We start from the raw sequence: 18,366 nt of genomic DNA on the forward strand, positions 1-18,366 counted from the left end.
AGCTGGTCTTTCCACTGCTTGATCTGATTGGCATGCACGTCGAACTGCTGAGATAATTCCACCAGTGTCTGCTCACCCCGGATCGCAGCAAGCGCCACTTTTGCCTTGAAAGCCGGGCTATGGTTCCGGCGCGGTCGTCTCGTCATGGTATCTCCTGTTCCTGGCATCTAAGCCGAACTCAGGCAGAAATTCCACTTATCCGAGCTGTGCAGATTTCCCGAGCCACCTCTTACTGAAAGTGGCGGGCCGCGGGGCACGTCACCGCTAGCCAGTGAGATTGCCCGAAAATTAAAACAGTTTGAAACCGTGGGATCGATAAAAGGTCATCGCGGACTGGATAAAAACCTTTATATGCCAAAGCCCCTTCTTCGAAGCATGCCCTCCTGCATGTATTACTCGGACAGTGGGTACGTAAGCAGTATCAGCAATTATACGCGACCTTAAGGAGAGATCAAAATCCTCAAAGTATAAGAAGAAACTATCACTAAACCCTCCGATTTTCTCTAAAATAGTGCTTCTAAAAAACATAAAGCATCCACTCACAATGGGAGGGTTCCAAAAGACCTCGCTTTGTGTTTCAGCTTGCATTTCATATTGTGCTAAGCGTGTGGAGAAGAACGAGCGAATTATATTAGGTGCAAAGCCCCTTATTATTAAATCAACGGCTGCCGGATAGCGTTTGCAGAGATATTGCCTCTGTCCATTCGGCCAAACGGCAAGCGGGCTCAACAACCCACAGTTTTCTTTGGTGCGCATGAAAGCCAATGCATTGGTTATTGCATCCGGACTGAGTTGAATATCTGGATTAAGAATGAGATGAAATTCGCCCATCTGCTGCATCGCGATATTATGGGCACGACCGAAGCCGATATTTCCTTGACCTTGAATCAGTTTAACAGGCAGTTCTGGAAAGCTATACTGCAAAAAGGGGGCTACTTCATTGCTGAACGAGTTGTCTACGATTGTGATGGAGAAGGTATCGGGCGCAAACGTTTTCAATGCGCTTTTCAGGCTGCCAAGGGTTTTTTTAAGCTCATCAAAGTCAGGATTAAATGTAACAATCGAAATCGTTAGCAATGGCTGCTTATTGATTTGAGGAGTAGCAGCTGAATCATTATAGATCATACTTGGGTTTCTCGGATCGCTATGTCGGCTTGGCTGTCGCCAAACCGAGGCCATCATGTAGGCATAATACATGCCTACATGAACGAATCGAAAGAAGTAAGATGATAGGAAGTGAAATCGCATGAAAGGGATTATTCTCGCCGGTGGTAGTGGTACGAGGTTGTACCCCCTTACAATCGCGGTCTCCAAACAGATTCTCCCGATTTATGACAAGCCGATGATCTACTATCCGCTGAGCGTGCTCATGCTGGCGGGCATTCAGGATATCCTGATCATTTCGACGCCGCATGATTTGCCTCTCTTTCAGAAATTGCTCGGTGATGGCCACGAATTCGGAGTGAATTTTTCTTACGCCGAGCAGGCGCATCCCAATGGTCTGGCTGAAGCATTCATTATCGGCAGGGAGTTTGTTGGCAACGACAGCGTGGCCATGATCCTTGGCGACAACATTTATTTTGGCGACGGTCTTTCGAATCTGTCGCAACTTTCCTCCCAGCCGATGAAGGGTGGCACTGTTTTCGCCTATCGCGTAGACGATCCACAGCGCTATGGCGTTGTCGAATTCGATAGCAAAACAGGCAAAGCAGTCTCGATCGAAGAAAAGCCCGAGAATCCGAAGTCCCATTGGGCCGTCACGGGTCTCTATTTCTACGACAATCAGGTCGTCGATATCGCGCGTTCAATCAAACCATCCGCTCGTGGCGAGCTGGAGATCACCACCGTCAATAACGTGTATCTGGAACGCGGAGAATTAAACGTTCAGCGCTTCGGTCGCGGCTACGCGTGGTTGGACACAGGGACGCATGACAGCCTTCATGAGGCTTCCTCTTTTGTTCAGACCATTGAGAAGCGTCAGGGGATCAAGATCGCCTGCCCGGAGGAAATCGGCCTGGATAAGGGCTGGTTGAGCAGTGATGCAGTGCTTGAGCGCGCAGCCAAGCTCGGTAAAACCGAATATGCTGCGTATCTTCGCCGGCGTGTAGCTGAGTTGGGAAAAGATTGATGCAGATTCGTCCTTTAGATTTAGACGGTGTACTTGAAATCAGCCCGCGTAAATTCGGTGATGACCGTGGCTTTTTCTCCGAGACCTACAATGCGAAATCATTCGCCGAAGCCGGTATTGATCTGACTTTCGTTCAGGACAACCATTCCTATTCGGCAGCCAGGGGCGTTGTGCGCGGCCTTCATTATCAGTTGCCGCCATTTGCGCAGGACAAGCTGGTGCGCGTCACGCGCGGTGCAATTCTGGACGTTGCGGTCGATATCCGCAAAGGCTCGCCCACATTCGGCAAGTGGGTGGCGCTGGAAGTCTCGGCTGAAAAATGGAACCAGATTCTTGTGCCGAAGGGCTTCGCACATGGCTTCATGACGCTCGTTGAGCATACCGAAGTCATCTATAAGGTGACCAATTATTATTCCCCCGAGCACGACCGCTCGATCCGCTTTGATGACCCGGCAATAGGCATAGACTGGCCGATATCCGCATCAGGCGTCCAGCTTTCGGACAAGGATCAGAAAGCGCCGATGCTAGCCGACGCAGACGTTTTTGCTTGAGGAAATGAAATGAATATTCTTGTTACAGGTGGAGCGGGCTTCATTGGCTCTGCGGTGTGTCGGCATCTGGCTTCCGATCCCAGGATCAATGTCGTCAATCTCGACAAGCTGACTTATGCAGGCAATCTGGCGTCTCTCCGTCAGATTGAAAATCATCCGAATTACAGCTTCCTCCTGGCTGATATCTGCGATGACACGAGCGTTCTGGATGCTCTGCGCGGCAACGAAATCGATGTGGTCATGCATCTGGCGGCAGAAAGCCATGTCGACCGTTCAATCGATGGTCCGGGTGCTTTCATCGAGACGAATATTGTCGGAACGTTTCGCCTGCTGAATGCGGCACTTGCCTATTGGCGGGAACTGCCGGAACCGCGCAAGTCGAGCTTCCGTTTCCACCATATTTCGACGGACGAAGTGTTTGGCGATCTGCCTTTCGACAGCGGTATTTTCACCGAGGAAACGCCCTATAAGCCTTCGTCGCCCTATTCGGCTTCAAAAGCGGCCTCCGACCATCTGGTGCGCGCCTGGCATGAAACCTATGGCCTGCCGGTTGTGCTATCGAATTGCTCGAACAATTACGGCCCGTTCCATTTCCCCGAAAAGCTGATCCCGCTCGTCATTCTCAATGCGCTCGATGAAAAGCCGCTGCCGGTTTACGGGGCTGGGGCGAATGTGCGCGACTGGCTCTATGTTGAAGACCATGCGCGGGCCCTCGCTCTGGTTGCGACGACGGGCAAGCTGGGCGAAAGCTACAATATCGGTGGGCGCGCGGAACGCACCAATCTGAATGTGGTGGAAACCATCTGCGCCATTCTGGACAAGAAGCGGCCTCGCGCAAACGGCAAGAGCCATGCCGACCTGATCACCTTCGTGACAGATCGCCCCGGTCATGATCGCCGCTATGCGATCGACGCTTCGAAGATCGAGCGCGAGTTGGGCTGGAAGCCGCAGGAAACTTTCGAGACCGGGCTGGAAAAAACCATTCAATGGTATCTGGATAATGCATGGTGGTGGGAGCCGATCCGCAGCGGTACCTATGCCGGTGAGCGCCTGGGCAGCACGGCAGTAAAAGAGGCCAAGGCATGAAAATCGCCGTCACCGGGAGGGAAGGGCAGGTCGTGCAGAGCCTTCTTGAGAAGGCGTCGCAGCGTGCGGACCTCGAGGTCATCGCGCTGGGCCGTCCGGAGCTGGATCTGGCAGAGCCGGAAACCGTGCGCAGTGCCATTGAAGCGATCAAGCCCGACGTCGTCGTCTCTGCCGCCGCTTATACGGCGGTGGATCTGGCTGAGGATGAGCAGGAACTTGCCTTTGCGGTGAATGCAGCAGGCGCCGGGGCAGTTGCGCAGGCAGCGGAGAACTGTGGCGTTCCTGTCATTCATCTGTCCACGGATTATGTTTTCGCGGGCGACGCTGACAAACCCTATGTTGAAATGGACGCCACCGGCCCTCGCAGTGTCTACGGAAGCTCCAAGCTTGAAGGCGAGCGTCTCGTAGCGCAAGCCAACCCGCAGCACATCATTTTGCGAACAGCGTGGGTCTATAGTCCTTTCGGCAAGAATTTCGTCAAGACGATGCTGAAGCTCGCGGAGACGCGCGACGCTCTCTCGGTTGTTGCTGACCAGTGGGGCAATCCGACCAGCGCGCTTGATATCGCTGATGCAATTATCCGGGTGGCGGATCATCTGGCGGCGGCACCGGAGTTTTCGGCTTATGGTGTTTATCATCTGGCCGGAACGGGTGATACGAACTGGAGCGGCTTTGCACGCGCCATATTCGGGGAAAGCGCCAGGCTTGGCGGGGCGACAGCGACCGTTACGGATATTGCGACCGCCGATTACCCCACCAAGGCCGTGCGCCCCGCCAACTCCCGCCTGTCGACGGCCAAATTCCAACAGGCGTTCAACTGGTTGGCACCGCATTGGCAGTCGTCGCTGCGGGACGTCGTGTCCCGGCTGGTATAGAGCATTTCCAGCAAAAGTGCGAAGCGGTTTTGCGTGGGAGAACGCGCGAAAACAAAGAGATGGAGCGGTTCCCCGTTACGTTTCAACTGGCACCGCTCTAGCTTTCAGCCAAAGAAGCAAAACAGCAATTATTAACGCAGTCTGCGTTAAGGATTTGATATTGCCCGCCTATACGGATTATGAACCACAATAAGGTGCATGGGATTGCACTATTGTGGGGATGATGATTTTCGGATTCACGTTATAAGATGGCAAGACTTTTAAGCCCGGCGGGCGCTTGCGGGCGTCGCCCTCTTCGATACTGGACAATCTGGCGGGAAGCATGAGCGGTACATCGCTTAAATTTGGCACGAGCGGTCTGAGGGGACTGGCGGACGAACTGAATGGCCTGTCTGCCTATGCCTATTCCCTTGCTTTTGTCGGAATGCTGTCGGAGGCCGGAAAGCTGCACAGGGGCGACAGTGTATTCGTCGGTCGCGATCTTCGCCCGTCCAGTCCGGCCATCGCGGCCCTGTGCATGGCGGCAATCGAGGATGCGGGATTTCAGCCGGTTGATTGCGGCATCTTGCCGACCCCGGCGCTGAGCAATTATGCAATCTCGCAGCAGGCGCCGAGCATTATGGTCACTGGCAGCCATATTCCGGATGACCGCAACGGGCTCAAATTCTATCGCGCCGACGGTGAAATCGACAAGAATGATGAAAGCGCCATCAGTGCCGCCTATGCGGCGTTGCCTGCAAATCTTGCCTTTCGTCATCTGCACGATGCACCCTATGGCAGTGATGCGATCGACCTCTATGTGAAACGCTATGTCGGATTTCTGGGGCATGAAAGCCTCCGAGGTTTGCGGGTCGGGGCCTACCAGCACTCGTCCGTAGCGCGTGATCTCATCGTCCGCATTCTCACCGAACTCGGGGCCGAAGCCGTACCGCTCGGACGGTCCGATGTGTTCGTGCCGGTCGACACCGAGGCCCTTCGTTCCGAAGATATTGAGCTTCTCGACCAATGGGCGAAGGAAAGCCGTTTTGATGCCATCGTGTCCACGGATGGGGATGCCGACCGCCCGTTGATCGCGGACGGGAAGGGCCGCTTTGTCCGGGGGGATCTGGTCGGGGCAATCACCGCACGCTGGCTTGGCGTCAAGACGATTGTAACGCCCGTGACATCCAATTCCGCGCTGGAAGAAAATTTCGAGCGCGTCATCAGAACACGCGTGGGGTCGCCCCATGTCATCGAAGGCATGACGCAGGCTGTCGCCGGCGGCACCCCGGCGGTGGTTGGGTTTGAGGCCAATGGCGGCGTGCTGCTGGGCACGGATATAAACCGTGGCGGTCATGTGCTGGCCGCGCTTTCGACCCGTGATGCGCTGCTGCCAATCCTGGGAAGTCTCGGTTCCATCAAGGAAACGGGCAAGCCGCTGTCCGACATCGCGGCAAGCTTTCATTTCCGCACGGCGCTGAGCGACAGGCTCCAGAACGTCCCGCAGGAAAAGAGCCTCGCCTTTCTGTCCCTCCTCAAGAACGAGGCGACGCGAAGCGCACTGTTTCAGATGGACGAGCCGATCGTCCGGACCGAAGCCATTGACGGTGTGAAACTCTTCTTCCATTCAGGCAATGCCATCCACTATCGTGCTTCCGGCAACGCGCCGGAATTGCGGTGCTATGTGGAAGCCTCAGGCGAGAACCAGGCAAAAACGCTTCTGGAAACGGGACTTGCCATCGCCCGCAACGCAACGAAGGACAACTGAGCAATGAGCTTTATTCCTGTCATCATCAGCGGCGGTTCCGGTTCAAGACTATGGCCGCTTTCGCGCGATGCGCACCCGAAGCCATTCATCGAGCTGCCGGACGGCAGCACCCTGATCGGCAAGACCTACAAGCGCGCGGCGCAACTGGGCGGAGTGGACCATATCCTCACCGTCACCAATCGCGACTTCCTGTTTCTGACGCTTGACGCCTATGCCGATGCGAAGGCGCCCAAGGTCGATAACGCATTTCTGCTGGAGCCGCTCGGACGCGATACGGCGCCTGCCGTTGCCGTCGCCGCACTCCATGCCGCCGCCACTTACGGCCCTGACGCCACATTGCTCGTCATGCCCGCCGATCATCTGATCGAGGATGAGGCCGCGTTCGCCGAGGCCGTTTCCAAGGCGCGACCGCTTGCTGAAACGGGCCGCATCGTCACCTTCGGCATCGTGCCCGATCATCCTGAAACCGGCTTCGGCTACATCGAGGCCGAAGGCATCGACGTGCTGCGCTTTGTCGAAAAACCTGACGCCGAGACGGCACAGGCCTATGTCGAAAGCGGCCGCTATTTCTGGAACTCCGGCATGTTCTGTTTCACCGCCGGAACCATGCTCGAAGCGATGCAGCGCCACGCGCCGGAAATCTTCGCCGCCGTTCAGGCTTCGCTCGAACATGCCCGGCGCGGCGTCAACGGCGAGACGAAGACCGTCGAAATCGCCAAGGACGATTTTGCGGCGGCGCCAGCGATTTCCATCGACTATGCGATCATGGAAAAGGCCGACAACATTGCCTGCATTCCGGTGTCCTGCGGCTGGTCAGATATTGGTTCCTGGGCGGCGATGGCCGATCTCATCACGCCCGACAGCGAAGGCAACCGCCTGCGCGGCGAAACGGTCATCGAAGACACGACCAACAGTTTTGTCCTGTCTGAAACCCGGTTGGTCAGCCTTGTCGGCGTTCACGACCTTCTTGTGGTCGACACGCCCGATGCGCTGTTGGTCGCCCATCGCGACAAGGCGCAGGAAGTGCGCAAGGTCTTCAACAAGCTGCGCGCCGATGGCCATGAGGCTGCCAAGCTTCACCGCACGGCCCATCGCCCATGGGGCACCTATACGGTGCTTGAGGAAGGCGACGGCTTCAAGATCAAGCGGATCGAAGTGAAACCGGGACGACGGCTGAGCCTTCAGGCCCATCATCACCGTTCCGAGCACTGGATCGTCGTTTCCGGCACCGCGAAGGTGACCAATGGCGATCGCGAAATACTGCTTACGACGAACCAGTCGACCTATATCCCCTGTGGCTTCCGTCACCGGCTGGAAAATCCGGGCATTCTGCCGCTCGTGCTCATCGAGGTGCAAAGCGGCGAATACCTCGGCGAAGACGACATCGTGCGTTTCGACGACGTCTATGGGCGCACCTGATATCACGGTCCTTCAGCGGAACTCGTTGGACTTTGATTGAGCCCGGGTGGTGATTAAACTTTTTCAAGGCGGGAGGCGCCAGCATCCCGGCGCCTTGTCAATCACTCGGAAACCGCCGGGCGCGGCATTTAATCGGGAACCATTCGCCGCCGCGAATGTTTGCCTCCTATGCCCAGTAATGAACAGGACACGGCCACCGATCTGATCGGCATGCCGGTCATCGATTTTCAGAAACACGCGCTTTTTTTCGACGTCGATGGAACCTTGCTCGATATCGCCGCCGATCCCGACGGCGTGGTCGTTTCGACCGGCTTGCAAAAATCCCTTTCAGTTATTTCCCGGCATTTGTCCGGTGCAATGGCGCTCGTCACGGGAAGGGCCATAAGCTTCATCGAGGAACGCTTTCCCGATTACCGCGGCCCGATAGCCGCTCTGCATGGCGCTGAATTCCGGCACGCGTCCGGGCTTGTCGAACTGATCGAGCCGGGCGAACAATTCCAGACCGCCAAGGATTTTCTGCGGCAGGCAGCGCTTCGCGTCAGCGGCCTTCGTGCCGAGGACAAGGGAAGTGCGGTTGCGCTTCATTATCGCGCCGCACCCGAGAAAGCTGAATTTGCCCAGGACCTCGTTGACAAGGCGTGGAAGCTCGCCGGGCCCGACTGGACCGTGCAGGCGGGCAAGATGGTTTTCGAGCTGCGCCCCGCGCTCAGCGACAAGGGCGCAGCCTTGCGCCGTTTCATGCGGGAGAAGCCGTTTGCGGGCAGGGTGCCGATCGCATTCGGCGACGATCTAACAGACCTGCCGATGCTCGAGGCGGCGGAACAACTGGGCGGAACGGCGGTGGTGATCGGACGTGCGATCGACCATCCGGGGGCTGCACGCTTTGCAAGCCCGGATGAGCTTCGCCTCTGGCTCTCCCGCATCCGGGACAATGGACAGCAACAGCAATGAAAGGATTTGGTGTATGGGTCGGCTGATCGTGGTCTCCAATCGTGTTCCCCTGCCTGATGAACAGGGCAAGGCACCAGCGGGCGGTCTGGCGGTCGCGCTGCAGGCGGCGCTCAACGAACGCGGCGGCATATGGCTCGGTTGGTCCGGCAAGACGCTTCCCGCGCGTCAGCCGCAGGAACTGACGATCCGGGACCAGGGGCCGATCCGCTATGCGCTGCTTGATCTCCACAAGAAGGATATCGACGAATATTATGCGGGCTTCGCCAACCGCATGCTCTGGCCGCTCTGCCACTATCGCCTCGATCTCATCGATTACACGCGCAAGGACATGGCGGGATATTTCCGGGTCAATCGCCTGTTTGCAAAGCATCTCCTGCCGATGATCCAGCCGGATGACCTCATCTGGATTCACGATTACCATCTCATTCCGCTGGCTGCGGAACTGCGCAATCTGGGCGTCACCAACCGCATCGGCTTCTTCCTGCACATCCCCTGGCCGCCCGCTGATATAGTTTTCACGCTTCCGGTGCACGAAACAATCATGCGCGGCCTTGCTTCCTACGATGTCGTCGGCTTCCAGACCGAAAACGATGTCGACAACTTCATCAGCTGCCTGCGGCGTGAGAAAATCGGCAAGCCGCTCAGCGATGACGGGCTGTTTGAGGCCTTCGGCCACCGGTTCCGCGCCGAGCGCTTCGGCATCGGTATCGAGACGGCCGCATTTGCAGAGATAGCCAACAAGGCGGACGGCCATTCGACAGTGCGGCGCATGCGCGAAAGTATGCTGGATCGCAGCCTCATCATCGGTGTCGACAGGCTCGACTACTCGAAGGGCATCACCAATCGCATGGAGGCTTTCGAGCATTTTCTCAATGTCGATCCCGGCAATCGCGGCAAGGTTACCTTTCTGCAGGTCACGCCGAAATCACGTTCCGAAGTGCCGGAATACAAGAACATGCAGCGCGCGGTGGCCGAACTGGCCGGGCGGGTGAATGGAGCGAACGCCACGGTGGACTGGACGCCGATACGCTACATCAACCGGTCCCTCAATCGCGACGTGCTGGCCGGACTCTATCGGCTCGCCGCTGTCGGTCTGGTCACGCCGTTGCGTGACGGCATGAACCTTGTCGCAAAGGAATATGTTGCCGCCCAGAACCCCGAAAATCCCGGCGTGCTGGTGCTCTCCCGCTTTGCCGGCGCCGCGCAGGAACTGGACGGCGCGCTTCTGGTCAATCCCTATGACACGGAAGCGATGGCCTATGCCATGGCCCGCGCGCTGGCCATGCCTCTGGAGGAGCGCAAGGAGCGGTTTGAAAGCATGATGGGCTTTCTCAACACCCACGACGTCAACCGCTGGTGCGACGACTTTCTGAAGCGCCTTGCATCGGGCTGATGTCGGCTCATGGCTTGATGATGCCCAGTTTGGCGACTTCTTCCGAAAGGTGAATCGTGTAGTCGAACTTGTCCAATACCGGCGTAAGCAGATCCGCCTCGCAACCGCGAGCGTCCCTCGGCGACATGCCGAAACGGGCCTTGAATGCCTTGGTGAATTGCGTGCCATCATGAAAGCCGAAACGATAGGCAATTTCCTTCAGCGATACGTGCAGCCCGCGTTCATCGACAAGAATGCGATAGGCGCGGTCCAGCCTCTTGTCGCGGATGATCTTTCAATTCCGCCTTCCACCTCGAATGTCCGGTAGAGGCTCGAGCGGGAAATGCGCAGGTTCTTGGTGATAAGGCATGGCCCCAGCACTGGATCGGAAAGGTTCTCGTCGATATAGGCGAGGATGCGCTTGCGCACTGGGAGGTTGGCTGGAAGGCTTTCAATGACGCCGCCCTCGGTGCCGTTGATGCTTGCGCCGAGCAGTATGAACATCGCATCCAGCGCTGATTGTGCTTCCACCCTGTCCAGTGTGCCGCTCAATGACTGGAGATTCTGGAGGTAGCTGAAGAGCACCCGTGTCATGGGGGCGGTTGCAGGCATAACGAGGCCGTGCAGATTGCGCCAGCCGACGATCCTCTCCAGCTCCTCACGCGGAATCAGCCGGTGATGCGGGAACCGTTGGATGCGTGGCTTTCCACCGTCTGGCTCAAATCGATAACGACGATATCGCCCTGTTTCGCTTCGACATCGACACCATTGAAATCGCCGTGCAGATCGCCGCCGGTGATAAGTTGCAGGACGTAGTGGTTCAGCCCGCTCTTGGCGATGAGTTTTCGCGCACGCGTGTAGCGCTGTGAATTGAAGGAGGTTGCTCCAATCTGAATGGAGCCTATGGAACGCGCAACGATTGATCCTGAAAACTGGTAATCGTCGCTGTCGCCCGTGATTTCATACATGGGCTTCAGGATGGCGCGCCAGAATTCATTGCGCAGCCGGTCCTCTATCATGTCTGTTGAAATTGTTGCCTCGTTGCTCATTGCAAATCGTCAAGCCAAAGATCATGAACATTGATGTGGGGAATAATCATTCATTAGAAATAAATACTATATTGATCCATTGGCTTATGCTCATTTATTGCCAGCCAATAAGTAGGAGTTGTATTCTTATTTCCGGTAAATAGGATTGTCTATGTCACTTTCCATGATTGCAGTTTCATTATTTTGTAATATATAATTTCAACCTAATATAATTGTAGTCATTTCTATAAGGTCAGTTATGGTGACGTCCTGCAAGGTGAGAAATCGTTTCACCAATAGCTATTAACAGGTAATCGCGTCAAATATGCGCGGTTCTTTCCGCAGGCTATTTCTATAGAGCATTCATTGAATATGAGAAGGTTTGAAACTATTTATAGTGTTTGAAAGTTATCGCAATATGAGGCTGTTTTTTACTTTTTTGGCGCTTGCCATGATCGGCTGCGCGAACGTTGCCTCCGCAGCAGGGCTGCAGAGCGATTTCGGGCTGGATTGCCGGCTCGTGCCGATGCAGGGAACGGGCGCTCCAGATGCAGCCGCACGGCCCGGCTGGGCCATGCCCTTAGCAAACCCGGCGGGCCAGCTGTCACAGCGCGCCATCGTCTATCCGCGCGCGGTGCCGTCACCACAGCTCTACCGTTATGACTGCGCTCCCAGGTCCGCGGGACCGGTTTCGGTTCCACGGACCCGGTTCAACGATCAATAAGGGCTGTCGACCTTGCCCATTTCCACATAGACGGTCTTGATCTGGCTGTAATGCGCCAGAGCGGCGATGCCGTTCTCGCGTCCGATGCCGGACTGCTTGTAGCCGCCGAAGGGCACTTCCACCGGCGTCAGATTATAGGCGTTGATCCAGCATGTCCCGGCCTTGATCTGGCCGATGACGCGATGGCCGCGTGCAATGTCTGCGGTAAACACGCCCGCCGCCAGACCGAATTCGCTATCATTGGCGCGGGCAATCACCTCATCCTCATGAATAAATTCCAGCACGCTCATCACTGGCCCGAAGATTTCCTCGCGGGCGATGGTCATGTCGTCTGTCACATCCGTGAAGATGGTCGGCTCGATGAAATAGCCCTTATCGAAACCTTGCAGTTTCGGTATGCCGCCGCCGTACGCAAGGGTTGCGCCTTCCGCCTTGCCCTTTTCGATATAGGAGAGAACCTTTTCGCGCTGGGCTGCGTTGACGAGCGGACCCATCTGGGTCGCTTCGTCCAGCGGGTCGCCAATGCGGATTTTGCGCGTACGTTCGACCAGCCGGTCGACAAAACGTTCGCGCACGTCCTTGTGGACGAAGACGCGGGTGCCGTTCGAGCAGACCTGACCCGTGGAATAGAAATTGCCGAGCATCGCGCCGCCGATGGCGCTTTCAAGGTCGGCATCGTCGAACACGATGATCGGAGACTTGCCGCCAAGTTCCATCGTGACATGCTTCAGATGTTCGCCCGCTTGCGCCATGATGCGCTTGCCGGTCGGCACGGAGCCGGTCAGTGAAACCTTGGCCGTCAGGCGATGGTTGACGAGTGCGGCTCCTACATCGCCGAAGCCCTGCACGACATTGAACAGTCCGTCGGGCAACCCGGCTTCCTTGTAGGCTTCGGCCAGCGCCAGAGCCGAAAGCGGCGTATTTTCTGACGGCTTGAAGATGAAGGCATTGCCCATTGCGAGCGCAGGCGCGGATTTCCACGCGGCGATCTGGATGGGATAGTTCCACGCGCCGATGCCGACGCAGATGCCGAGCGCTTCGCGGCGCGTATAGGCAAACGAGCCGCCCAGTTCCACGAACTCGCCGTTGAAACCGGAAATGATACCGCCGAAAAACTCCAGCGCATCGGCGGCTGAAGCGGCATCCGCCACCAGCGTTTCCTGAAGCGCCTTGCCGGTATCAAGCGTCTCGAGCTTCGACAGTTTCTTGTTCTTCTCACGCAGGATTTCCGCCGTGCGGCGCAGTATGCGTCCGCGCTCGACGGGCTTCAGCGCGGCCCATTCGCCTTGCGCTTTCAGCGCAGCCGCATAAGCCGCCTCAATCACGCCGGGCGTGGCGGAATAAAGCTTGGCGATCTCTTCACCCGTCGCCGGATAGATGACTGGCAAAGGCTTTCCTGCCTTGTCTTCCACGAATGCGCCGCCGATGAAGTGCGAGGCTTTGGGTTGTGCTTTCATTTCTGGTTCCTTGTTTAAGGGAATAGGGGGTAGGGCAGTAAGGCAGTATGTTGTTAAGCGCCGGGAACACGAGCTGACATATTCCCCTACTGCCTTACTGCCCACTCGCTGGACCGCGTCAGCGGTCCGCAACCTGCCACCTCGGATTGATCCATGGTTCCTGATTGGAGCGCGCCAGCGGCGTGCGGCCAAGAATATGATCGGAAGCCTTTTCGCCGACCATGATCGACGGGCCGTTGAGATTACCATTAGTGATGCGCGGGAAGATGGATGAATCCGCAACGCGCAAGCCTTCGACACCGATCACCTTGCATTCAGCATCAACCACGGCCATCGGATCGTCAAGCGCACCCATTTTGCAGGTGCCGCACGGATGGAAGGCGCTTTCGACATGCTCGCGGATGAAATTGTCGATTTCATCGTCGCTCTGGACCTGCGCGCCTGGCTGGATTTCCGCGCCGCGATAAGGATCGAACGCCGCCTGTCCGAAAATTTCTCGCGTCAGCCGCACGCAATGGCGGAAATCGGCCCAGTCGTCCTCATGCGACATGTAGTTGAACTTGATGACCGGCTTTTCGCGCGGATTGGCCGAACGAAGCGTCACGCTGCCGCGCGATTTTGATCGCATCGGCCCGACATGGGCCTGAAAACCGTGCGACTGCGCTGCCGCCTTGCCGTCATAGCGGATGGCGACCGGCAGGAAATGATATTGGATATCGGGATATTCCACGCCAGCCTTCGAGCGCACGAAAGCAGCGGATTCGAAATGATTGGTCGCGCCGTCGCCCGTCTTGAAGAACAGCCATTCCGCGCCGATCCTGGCTTTCGAAAACAGGTTCAGCTTGGAATAGAGCGTGATCGGCTGCGTGCATTCCTGCTGGATATAGACTTCCAGATGATCCTGCAGGTTCTGGCCGACGCCGGGACGGTCGGAAACCACTTCGATCCCATGGTCTTTCAGATGCGCGGAAGGCCCGATGCCGGAAAGCATCAAAAGCTTTGGCGAATTGATCGACGAGGCGGCAATGATGACCTCGCGCCGCGCACGGACGGTCGAAAAGGTGCGGCCTGCCTCGATCTCGACGCCAACCGCGCGCTTGCCTTCAAGCACGATCTTGCGCGCCAACCCCTTGACCAGCCTGACATTCGGGCGCTTGAGCGCGGGCTTCAGATAGGCATTGGCGGCAGACCAGCGACGACCATTATGGATCGTCTGCTCCATCGGGCCGAAACCTTCCTGCTTCTCGCCATTATAATCTTCCGTCACTTCGAAACCCGCCTGATGACCGGCCTCGACAAAGGCATGAAACAGCGGATTGTCACGTTTGCCGCGCTGAATATAGAGCGGGCCGCTGGTGCCGCGCCAGCCTTCCTGACCGCCGCTCGAATTTTCCATGCGCTTGAAATAGGGCAGCACATCGGCATAGGCCCAGCCGCGCGCGCCGCTTTCCGACCAGTGGTCGTAGTCGCGGGCGTGGCCGCGCACATAGACCATGCCGTTGATCGAGGATGAACCGCCCAGCACCTTGCCGCGCGGCGTCACGAGGCTGCGCCCGCCAATATGCGGCTCCGGCTCGGTGGAAAAGCCCCAGTCATAGGTCTCCATGTTCATGGGGAAGGACAGCGCCGCCGGCATCTGGATTAGCGGGCCGACATCCGGCACGCCATATTCGATGACGATTACCGAATAGCGGCCGTCTTCCGACAGGCGATAGGCCATGGCCGATCCGGCGGAGCCGGAACCGATGATGACGAAATCCGCTTCCATACTCATTTTTCTCCCGAAGGCCCTTCCAAAAGTGGGCTTGAAAGCTGAACCGCGATGTAATCTTCCACGAGTGCCGTGGCCCTGCCTGCATCCGGCGCATCCGCGCCGAGCGCATGGCGGATATAGAGGCCGTCGATCATCGCTCCCGCGCCCTCGGCGATGCGGTGCGCCTGTTCGCGGCTCGTGAGCTGCTCCAGCGCGAAAACCAGATTTGAATGAAGGCGGCGCGCATAGATGCGCAAGAGCCGCCGCGTATCTTCCGACTGCTGCGCATGCACATAAAAGGTCAGCCAGGCTGCAATCGTTTCCTGCGTGAACTGCGAGGCGGAAAAATTGACTGCGATGATGGCGGCGATACGCGCCTGCGGCGTCTCCGCCTGTCCGATGGCCGCGTTGAGATCCTGCCCCAGTTCGCGCAGCAGATGCCGCATCGTGGCCAGAATGAGCTTGTCCTTGCCGCCGAAATAATGATGCGCAAGCGCGGGCGAAACCCCCGCCTCATGCGCGATCTGCGCGACGGTCACATCCAGCGAACCGCGCTGGCCGATTGTGCGGATGGCGGCATCGATCAGCTCGCGCCGCCGCAAGGGCTCCATCCCGATCTTGGGCATAATTGTGGTCCGTTCTCAGGCTAATTCCAGTGCAGTCTATCTTTGATTGACTCATCAATCAATAAAAAACCGCCATGCAAATCATGCGTTTACGCGTGGCAGAAGCGGGCGGGGATGGGAGGGAGGCTTGCCGGATGGGGTGCGCTTGCTTACATTGAAATGATGAGCAGAGCTTTCACCAAAGAACAGGATGATGCGCCGAACGACCTTGGCGAGCGCCCTGTAAGCCCGCATCGCAATCTCGTCACGCCGGCGGGGCTGAAGATGATCGAGGACGAAATCGCCCGGCTGCAACGCGAGCTGGCGGATGCCAATGTCGCGGGCGAGCGTTCGGCGGTTGCGCGCATTTCGCGTGATCTGCGCTACTGGACGGCGCGGCGCGAAAACGCCGAGCTTTCGGTTCCCGCTGCCGATAGCGATGTCGTGCGTTTCGGCATGACCGTGGAACTGGAAAATCTGGATGATGGCAAGGTCCGTCGCTGGACCATAGTGGGCGAGGACGAGGCCGACCCGTCAAACGGCAAGATCTCCCATGTCGCGCCTGTCGCCATCCTGCTGTTCGGCAAGCCGGTCGGTGATGTTGTGAAAATCAACAATGTCGAATGGGAAATCGTGTCGCTGACGACAGTTTAGTCTTCTTCTATCTCGACTGTATGGTCACGGAAAAAAGCGGTCGCGCCAGCTTCATCAATCTCGCCGGAAGCAATACCCATCGTGAAACTGTAAAGCAATCCGTCGTCCGCGGTCAGTGCATAGCCGTTGGCGAGCAGAAACGTAACAGCGGTCACGATAGCGGTGCGCTTGTTGCCATCTACGAAAGCATGGTTGCGGCCTATTCCGAAAACATAGGCTGCTGCGATTTCCGCATGATCCGGTTGGCCATAAACCTGTTTGTTCTGCGCGCGAGCCAGGGCAGACTCAAGAGCATTCTCATCACGAAGCCCTTGAGCGCCGCCGTGGCGTTGCAGTTGTTCGATGTGGATTGCCTCAACGACGCGTCGCGAAAGAAAACGCCAGTTCATTCGGCGAGCTTCTGCAAGGCGACCTTGTACTTGTCCATCACTTTACGGGCAGCTTCCATCTGCTGCTCGAAAGTATCGTCAACAGGCTCCAGCGTCAGGCCGTTCTGTGTTTCGATCACCTGGAGCTTGTCTCCGGTCTGGAGGTTGAGCCGCTCCAGCACTTCCTTAGGCAGGATCACACCATCGGAATTGCCGATCTTGCGCAGGGTCACATTCATGGCTGTTCTCCTATGTTATAACGCTTGATATAACATGGCGTGCGCTTCTTGTCACTACAAGCTACAGCCAGCCTTTGCGGCGGAAATAATAGAGCGGCAGCAGGGCAGAGGCGACCATCAGGATAAGCGCCATCGGGTAGCCCCAAGGCGAATGCAGTTCCGGCATGAAGGAAAAGTTCATGCCGTAGATGGAAGCAACCAGCGTCGGCGGCATGAAGCCAACCGCCGCCACCGAGAAAATCTTGATGATGGCGTTTTGCTCGACCGAGATCAGGCCGACGATCGTATCGAGCAGGAAGGTAACCTTGTTGGAAAGGAAATCCACATATGCGGTCAGCGATTGGGTGTCGCGCTCCAGCGACTTGATCCAGCTGCGCGTTTCCTTCTTGCCCGAAGCCGGATTGCTGGTGGCCGACAGATAGACCAGCATGCGGCTGATGCCTGCAAGGCTTTCCCGCATCCGCGAGAGAAAGGTTCCCTGTCCGCCGATCTGGGTCAGTATGTGCCGGAAGTCCTGCGTCGTCATCGGGCGCGCCTTGGGCTGGCGGCGGTAGATGGAATGCGAAGCCGCATCGATCTTGCCTGCCACGCCTTCCAGAATATCGGCCAGCCGGTTGGTCGTGGCTTCGGTGATGCCGAGCATGATCGAAAGGCCCGAGCACTTGGCTGAAATGAGGCCGTTGCCCGGTTTGGTCGAGCGCAGAATATAGGTGGTGAAGGATTTTGGATTGGCATAGCGCACTGTTATCAGTCGCGAGCCGTGCAGGATGAAGGTGACGGGCGCCAGCTCCCGATGATCGAGATCGACCGCGTGCAGGATCGGAACGGTCAGATATTGCGCGCCGGTTTCCATGTAGAAGCGGCTCGATTCCTCGATTTCCGTCATGTCTTCGCGCGTCGGGATCGAAATGCCCGTCCATGCCTCGACAATGCTGTCTTCGTTGACGCCGGGAGCGAACAGGTCGATCCAGATCACATTCTCGGGCAATGGGGTGCCCGGCTCGACCTCCACTTGTTCGAGGTGGTCACCGGAAAGGCTGTAGAGTGTGATCATACTGGCACCTGGAGTCTGGCCCGAATTTCGGGCAGCTGAATTATGGGCACTGTGCGCGAAAATTGTTAACGGAATGCGGCAGCGGTTTCCAGTCCGCAATCGGCTTTCCGCATGACGGTTGACAGCTTCCTTCCGCAGGTTTAATTCATCAAGTCATCAGATGACTTTGGTGGAGCTATGAAGGCAATATTCCGCAAGACCCTGACGGATTCGGCCACGCAGGCATTGCGTGCGGAAATCATGTCGGGACGCTGGTCCGTCGGCGACCAGCTGCCCAATGAAGCGGCACTTTCCGCAACGCTCGACGTCAGCCGCGGCACTGTGCGCGAGGCTGTGCGGGCGCTGGTCGCGCAGG

At 57.3% G+C, this 18,366-nt stretch carries 21 protein-coding genes and 1 pseudogene; 11 read left to right on the forward strand and 11 right to left on the reverse strand.

Going from position 1 to position 18,366, the window contains the following annotated elements; all coding sequences use genetic code 11:
- On the reverse strand, positions 1-146 hold a 146-nt coding region (locus JNC63_RS21385; protein ID WP_018010334.1), incomplete at its 3' end, for a hypothetical protein.
- A 142-nt stretch (positions 147-288) separates the two neighbouring features.
- Positions 289-1,125, reverse strand: coding sequence for a glycosyltransferase family 2 protein (locus JNC63_RS21390; protein WP_006471154.1), 837 nt, complete (start codon positions 1,123-1,125; stop codon positions 289-291).
- 121 nt (positions 1,126-1,246) lie between these two features.
- Here JNC63_RS21390 and rfbA point away from each other — a divergent pair, with 121 nt between their 5' ends.
- The 8 genes from rfbA (at position 1,247) to otsA (ending at position 10,150) form a co-directional block, all read left to right on the forward strand.
- Positions 1,247-2,128, forward strand: a complete 882-nt coding sequence (gene rfbA, locus JNC63_RS21395) for a glucose-1-phosphate thymidylyltransferase RfbA (RefSeq protein ID WP_006471152.1) — start codon at positions 1,247-1,249, stop codon at positions 2,126-2,128.
- Positions 2,128-2,679 (forward strand): dTDP-4-dehydrorhamnose 3,5-epimerase, encoded by a 552-nt coding sequence (rfbC, locus tag JNC63_RS21400; RefSeq protein WP_171053452.1) that lies wholly within the window; start codon positions 2,128-2,130, stop codon positions 2,677-2,679. Before rfbA ends, rfbC begins: the two co-directional genes overlap by 1 nt.
- Positions 2,680-2,688: 9 nt before the next feature.
- Positions 2,689-3,765 (forward strand): dTDP-glucose 4,6-dehydratase, encoded by a 1,077-nt coding sequence (gene rfbB, locus JNC63_RS21405; protein ID WP_006471149.1) that lies wholly within the window; start codon positions 2,689-2,691, stop codon positions 3,763-3,765.
- Positions 3,762-4,640: a dTDP-4-dehydrorhamnose reductase gene (rfbD, locus tag JNC63_RS21410; RefSeq protein ID WP_006471148.1), complete on the forward strand. Its 879-nt coding sequence runs from the start codon at positions 3,762-3,764 to the stop codon at positions 4,638-4,640. The genes rfbB and rfbD overlap by 4 nt, the downstream gene beginning before the upstream one ends.
- A gap of 322 nt (positions 4,641-4,962) precedes the next feature.
- Entirely contained in the window at positions 4,963-6,387 is a 1,425-nt protein-coding gene (locus JNC63_RS21415; RefSeq protein ID WP_006471147.1) for a phosphomannomutase, read from the forward strand.
- A gap of 3 nt (positions 6,388-6,390) precedes the next feature.
- On the forward strand, positions 6,391-7,806 hold the full coding sequence (locus JNC63_RS21420; RefSeq protein ID WP_006471146.1) for a mannose-1-phosphate guanylyltransferase/mannose-6-phosphate isomerase: 1,416 nt from the start codon (positions 6,391-6,393) through the stop codon (positions 7,804-7,806).
- A gap of 168 nt (positions 7,807-7,974) precedes the next feature.
- Positions 7,975-8,757, forward strand: a complete 783-nt coding sequence (gene otsB, locus JNC63_RS21425) for a trehalose-phosphatase (protein WP_006471145.1) — start codon at positions 7,975-7,977, stop codon at positions 8,755-8,757.
- Positions 8,758-8,770: 13 nt separating this feature from the next.
- Positions 8,771-10,150 (forward strand): alpha,alpha-trehalose-phosphate synthase (UDP-forming), encoded by a 1,380-nt coding sequence (gene otsA, locus JNC63_RS21430; RefSeq protein ID WP_006471144.1) that lies wholly within the window; start codon positions 8,771-8,773, stop codon positions 10,148-10,150.
- A gap of 154 nt (positions 10,151-10,304) precedes the next feature.
- Here otsA and JNC63_RS21910 read toward each other — a convergent pair.
- The 3 genes and pseudogenes from JNC63_RS21910 to JNC63_RS21920 all read right to left on the reverse strand — a co-directional run.
- Positions 10,305-10,385 (reverse strand): annotated as a pseudogene (locus JNC63_RS21910) (helix-turn-helix domain-containing protein); the annotation flags it as partial.
- Positions 10,349-10,723: a helix-turn-helix domain-containing protein gene (locus tag JNC63_RS21915; RefSeq protein WP_235693765.1), complete on the reverse strand. Its 375-nt coding sequence runs from the start codon at positions 10,721-10,723 to the stop codon at positions 10,349-10,351. The pseudogene JNC63_RS21910 and the gene JNC63_RS21915, both read right to left, overlap by 37 nt.
- A 74-nt stretch (positions 10,724-10,797) precedes the next feature.
- Positions 10,798-11,178 (reverse strand): cupin domain-containing protein, encoded by a 381-nt coding sequence (locus tag JNC63_RS21920; RefSeq protein ID WP_006471142.1) that lies wholly within the window; start codon positions 11,176-11,178, stop codon positions 10,798-10,800.
- 397 nt (positions 11,179-11,575) lie between these two features.
- Here JNC63_RS21920 and JNC63_RS21440 point away from each other — a divergent pair, with 397 nt between their 5' ends.
- Positions 11,576-11,881 carry a hypothetical protein gene (locus JNC63_RS21440; protein WP_006471141.1) on the forward strand — a complete coding sequence of 102 codons (306 nt, stop codon included), beginning with the start codon at positions 11,576-11,578 and terminating at the stop codon, positions 11,879-11,881.
- Here JNC63_RS21440 and betB read toward each other — a convergent pair.
- The 3 genes from betB to betI form a co-directional block, all read right to left on the reverse strand.
- Entirely contained in the window at positions 11,875-13,338 is a 1,464-nt protein-coding gene (gene betB / locus JNC63_RS21445; RefSeq protein WP_006471140.1) for a betaine-aldehyde dehydrogenase, read from the reverse strand. The two genes, JNC63_RS21440 and betB, sit on opposite strands and share 7 nt — an antisense overlap.
- Positions 13,339-13,456: 118 nt before the next feature.
- Positions 13,457-15,106 carry a choline dehydrogenase gene (gene betA, locus JNC63_RS21450; RefSeq protein WP_006471139.1) on the reverse strand — a complete coding sequence of 550 codons (1,650 nt, stop codon included), beginning with the start codon at positions 15,104-15,106 and terminating at the stop codon, positions 13,457-13,459.
- A 2-nt stretch (positions 15,107-15,108) separates the two neighbouring features.
- On the reverse strand, positions 15,109-15,717 hold the full coding sequence (gene betI / locus JNC63_RS21455; RefSeq protein WP_006471138.1) for a transcriptional regulator BetI: 609 nt from the start codon (positions 15,715-15,717) through the stop codon (positions 15,109-15,111).
- Between the two features lie 162 nt (positions 15,718-15,879).
- Here betI and JNC63_RS21460 point away from each other — a divergent pair, with 162 nt between their 5' ends.
- A complete protein-coding gene (locus JNC63_RS21460) occupies positions 15,880-16,350 on the forward strand; it encodes a GreA/GreB family elongation factor (RefSeq protein ID WP_006471137.1) in 471 nt (156 codons plus the stop codon).
- Here the strand turns inward: JNC63_RS21460 and JNC63_RS21465 are convergent.
- From JNC63_RS21465 to JNC63_RS21475, 3 genes are all read right to left on the reverse strand, one after another.
- Positions 16,347-16,739 carry a type II toxin-antitoxin system death-on-curing family toxin gene (locus JNC63_RS21465; RefSeq protein ID WP_006471136.1) on the reverse strand — a complete coding sequence of 131 codons (393 nt, stop codon included), beginning with the start codon at positions 16,737-16,739 and terminating at the stop codon, positions 16,347-16,349. The two genes, JNC63_RS21460 and JNC63_RS21465, sit on opposite strands and share 4 nt — an antisense overlap.
- The gene (locus tag JNC63_RS21470; protein WP_006471135.1) at positions 16,736-16,957 is read right to left on the reverse strand and encodes an AbrB/MazE/SpoVT family DNA-binding domain-containing protein; all 222 of its coding nucleotides are present in this window, start codon (positions 16,955-16,957) and stop codon (positions 16,736-16,738) included. Before JNC63_RS21470 ends, JNC63_RS21465 begins: the two co-directional genes overlap by 4 nt.
- 61 nt (positions 16,958-17,018) lie before the next feature.
- The gene (locus tag JNC63_RS21475; protein WP_006471134.1) at positions 17,019-18,011 is read right to left on the reverse strand and encodes a magnesium transporter CorA family protein; all 993 of its coding nucleotides are present in this window, start codon (positions 18,009-18,011) and stop codon (positions 17,019-17,021) included.
- 177 nt (positions 18,012-18,188) lie between these two features.
- Here JNC63_RS21475 and JNC63_RS21480 point away from each other — a divergent pair.
- On the forward strand, positions 18,189-18,366 hold a 178-nt coding region (locus JNC63_RS21480), incomplete at its 3' end, for a FadR/GntR family transcriptional regulator (RefSeq protein ID WP_374846764.1).

Source organism: Brucella ciceri (genome assembly GCF_041930145.1).
Lineage (GTDB): Bacteria > Pseudomonadota > Alphaproteobacteria > Rhizobiales > Rhizobiaceae > Brucella > Brucella intermedia.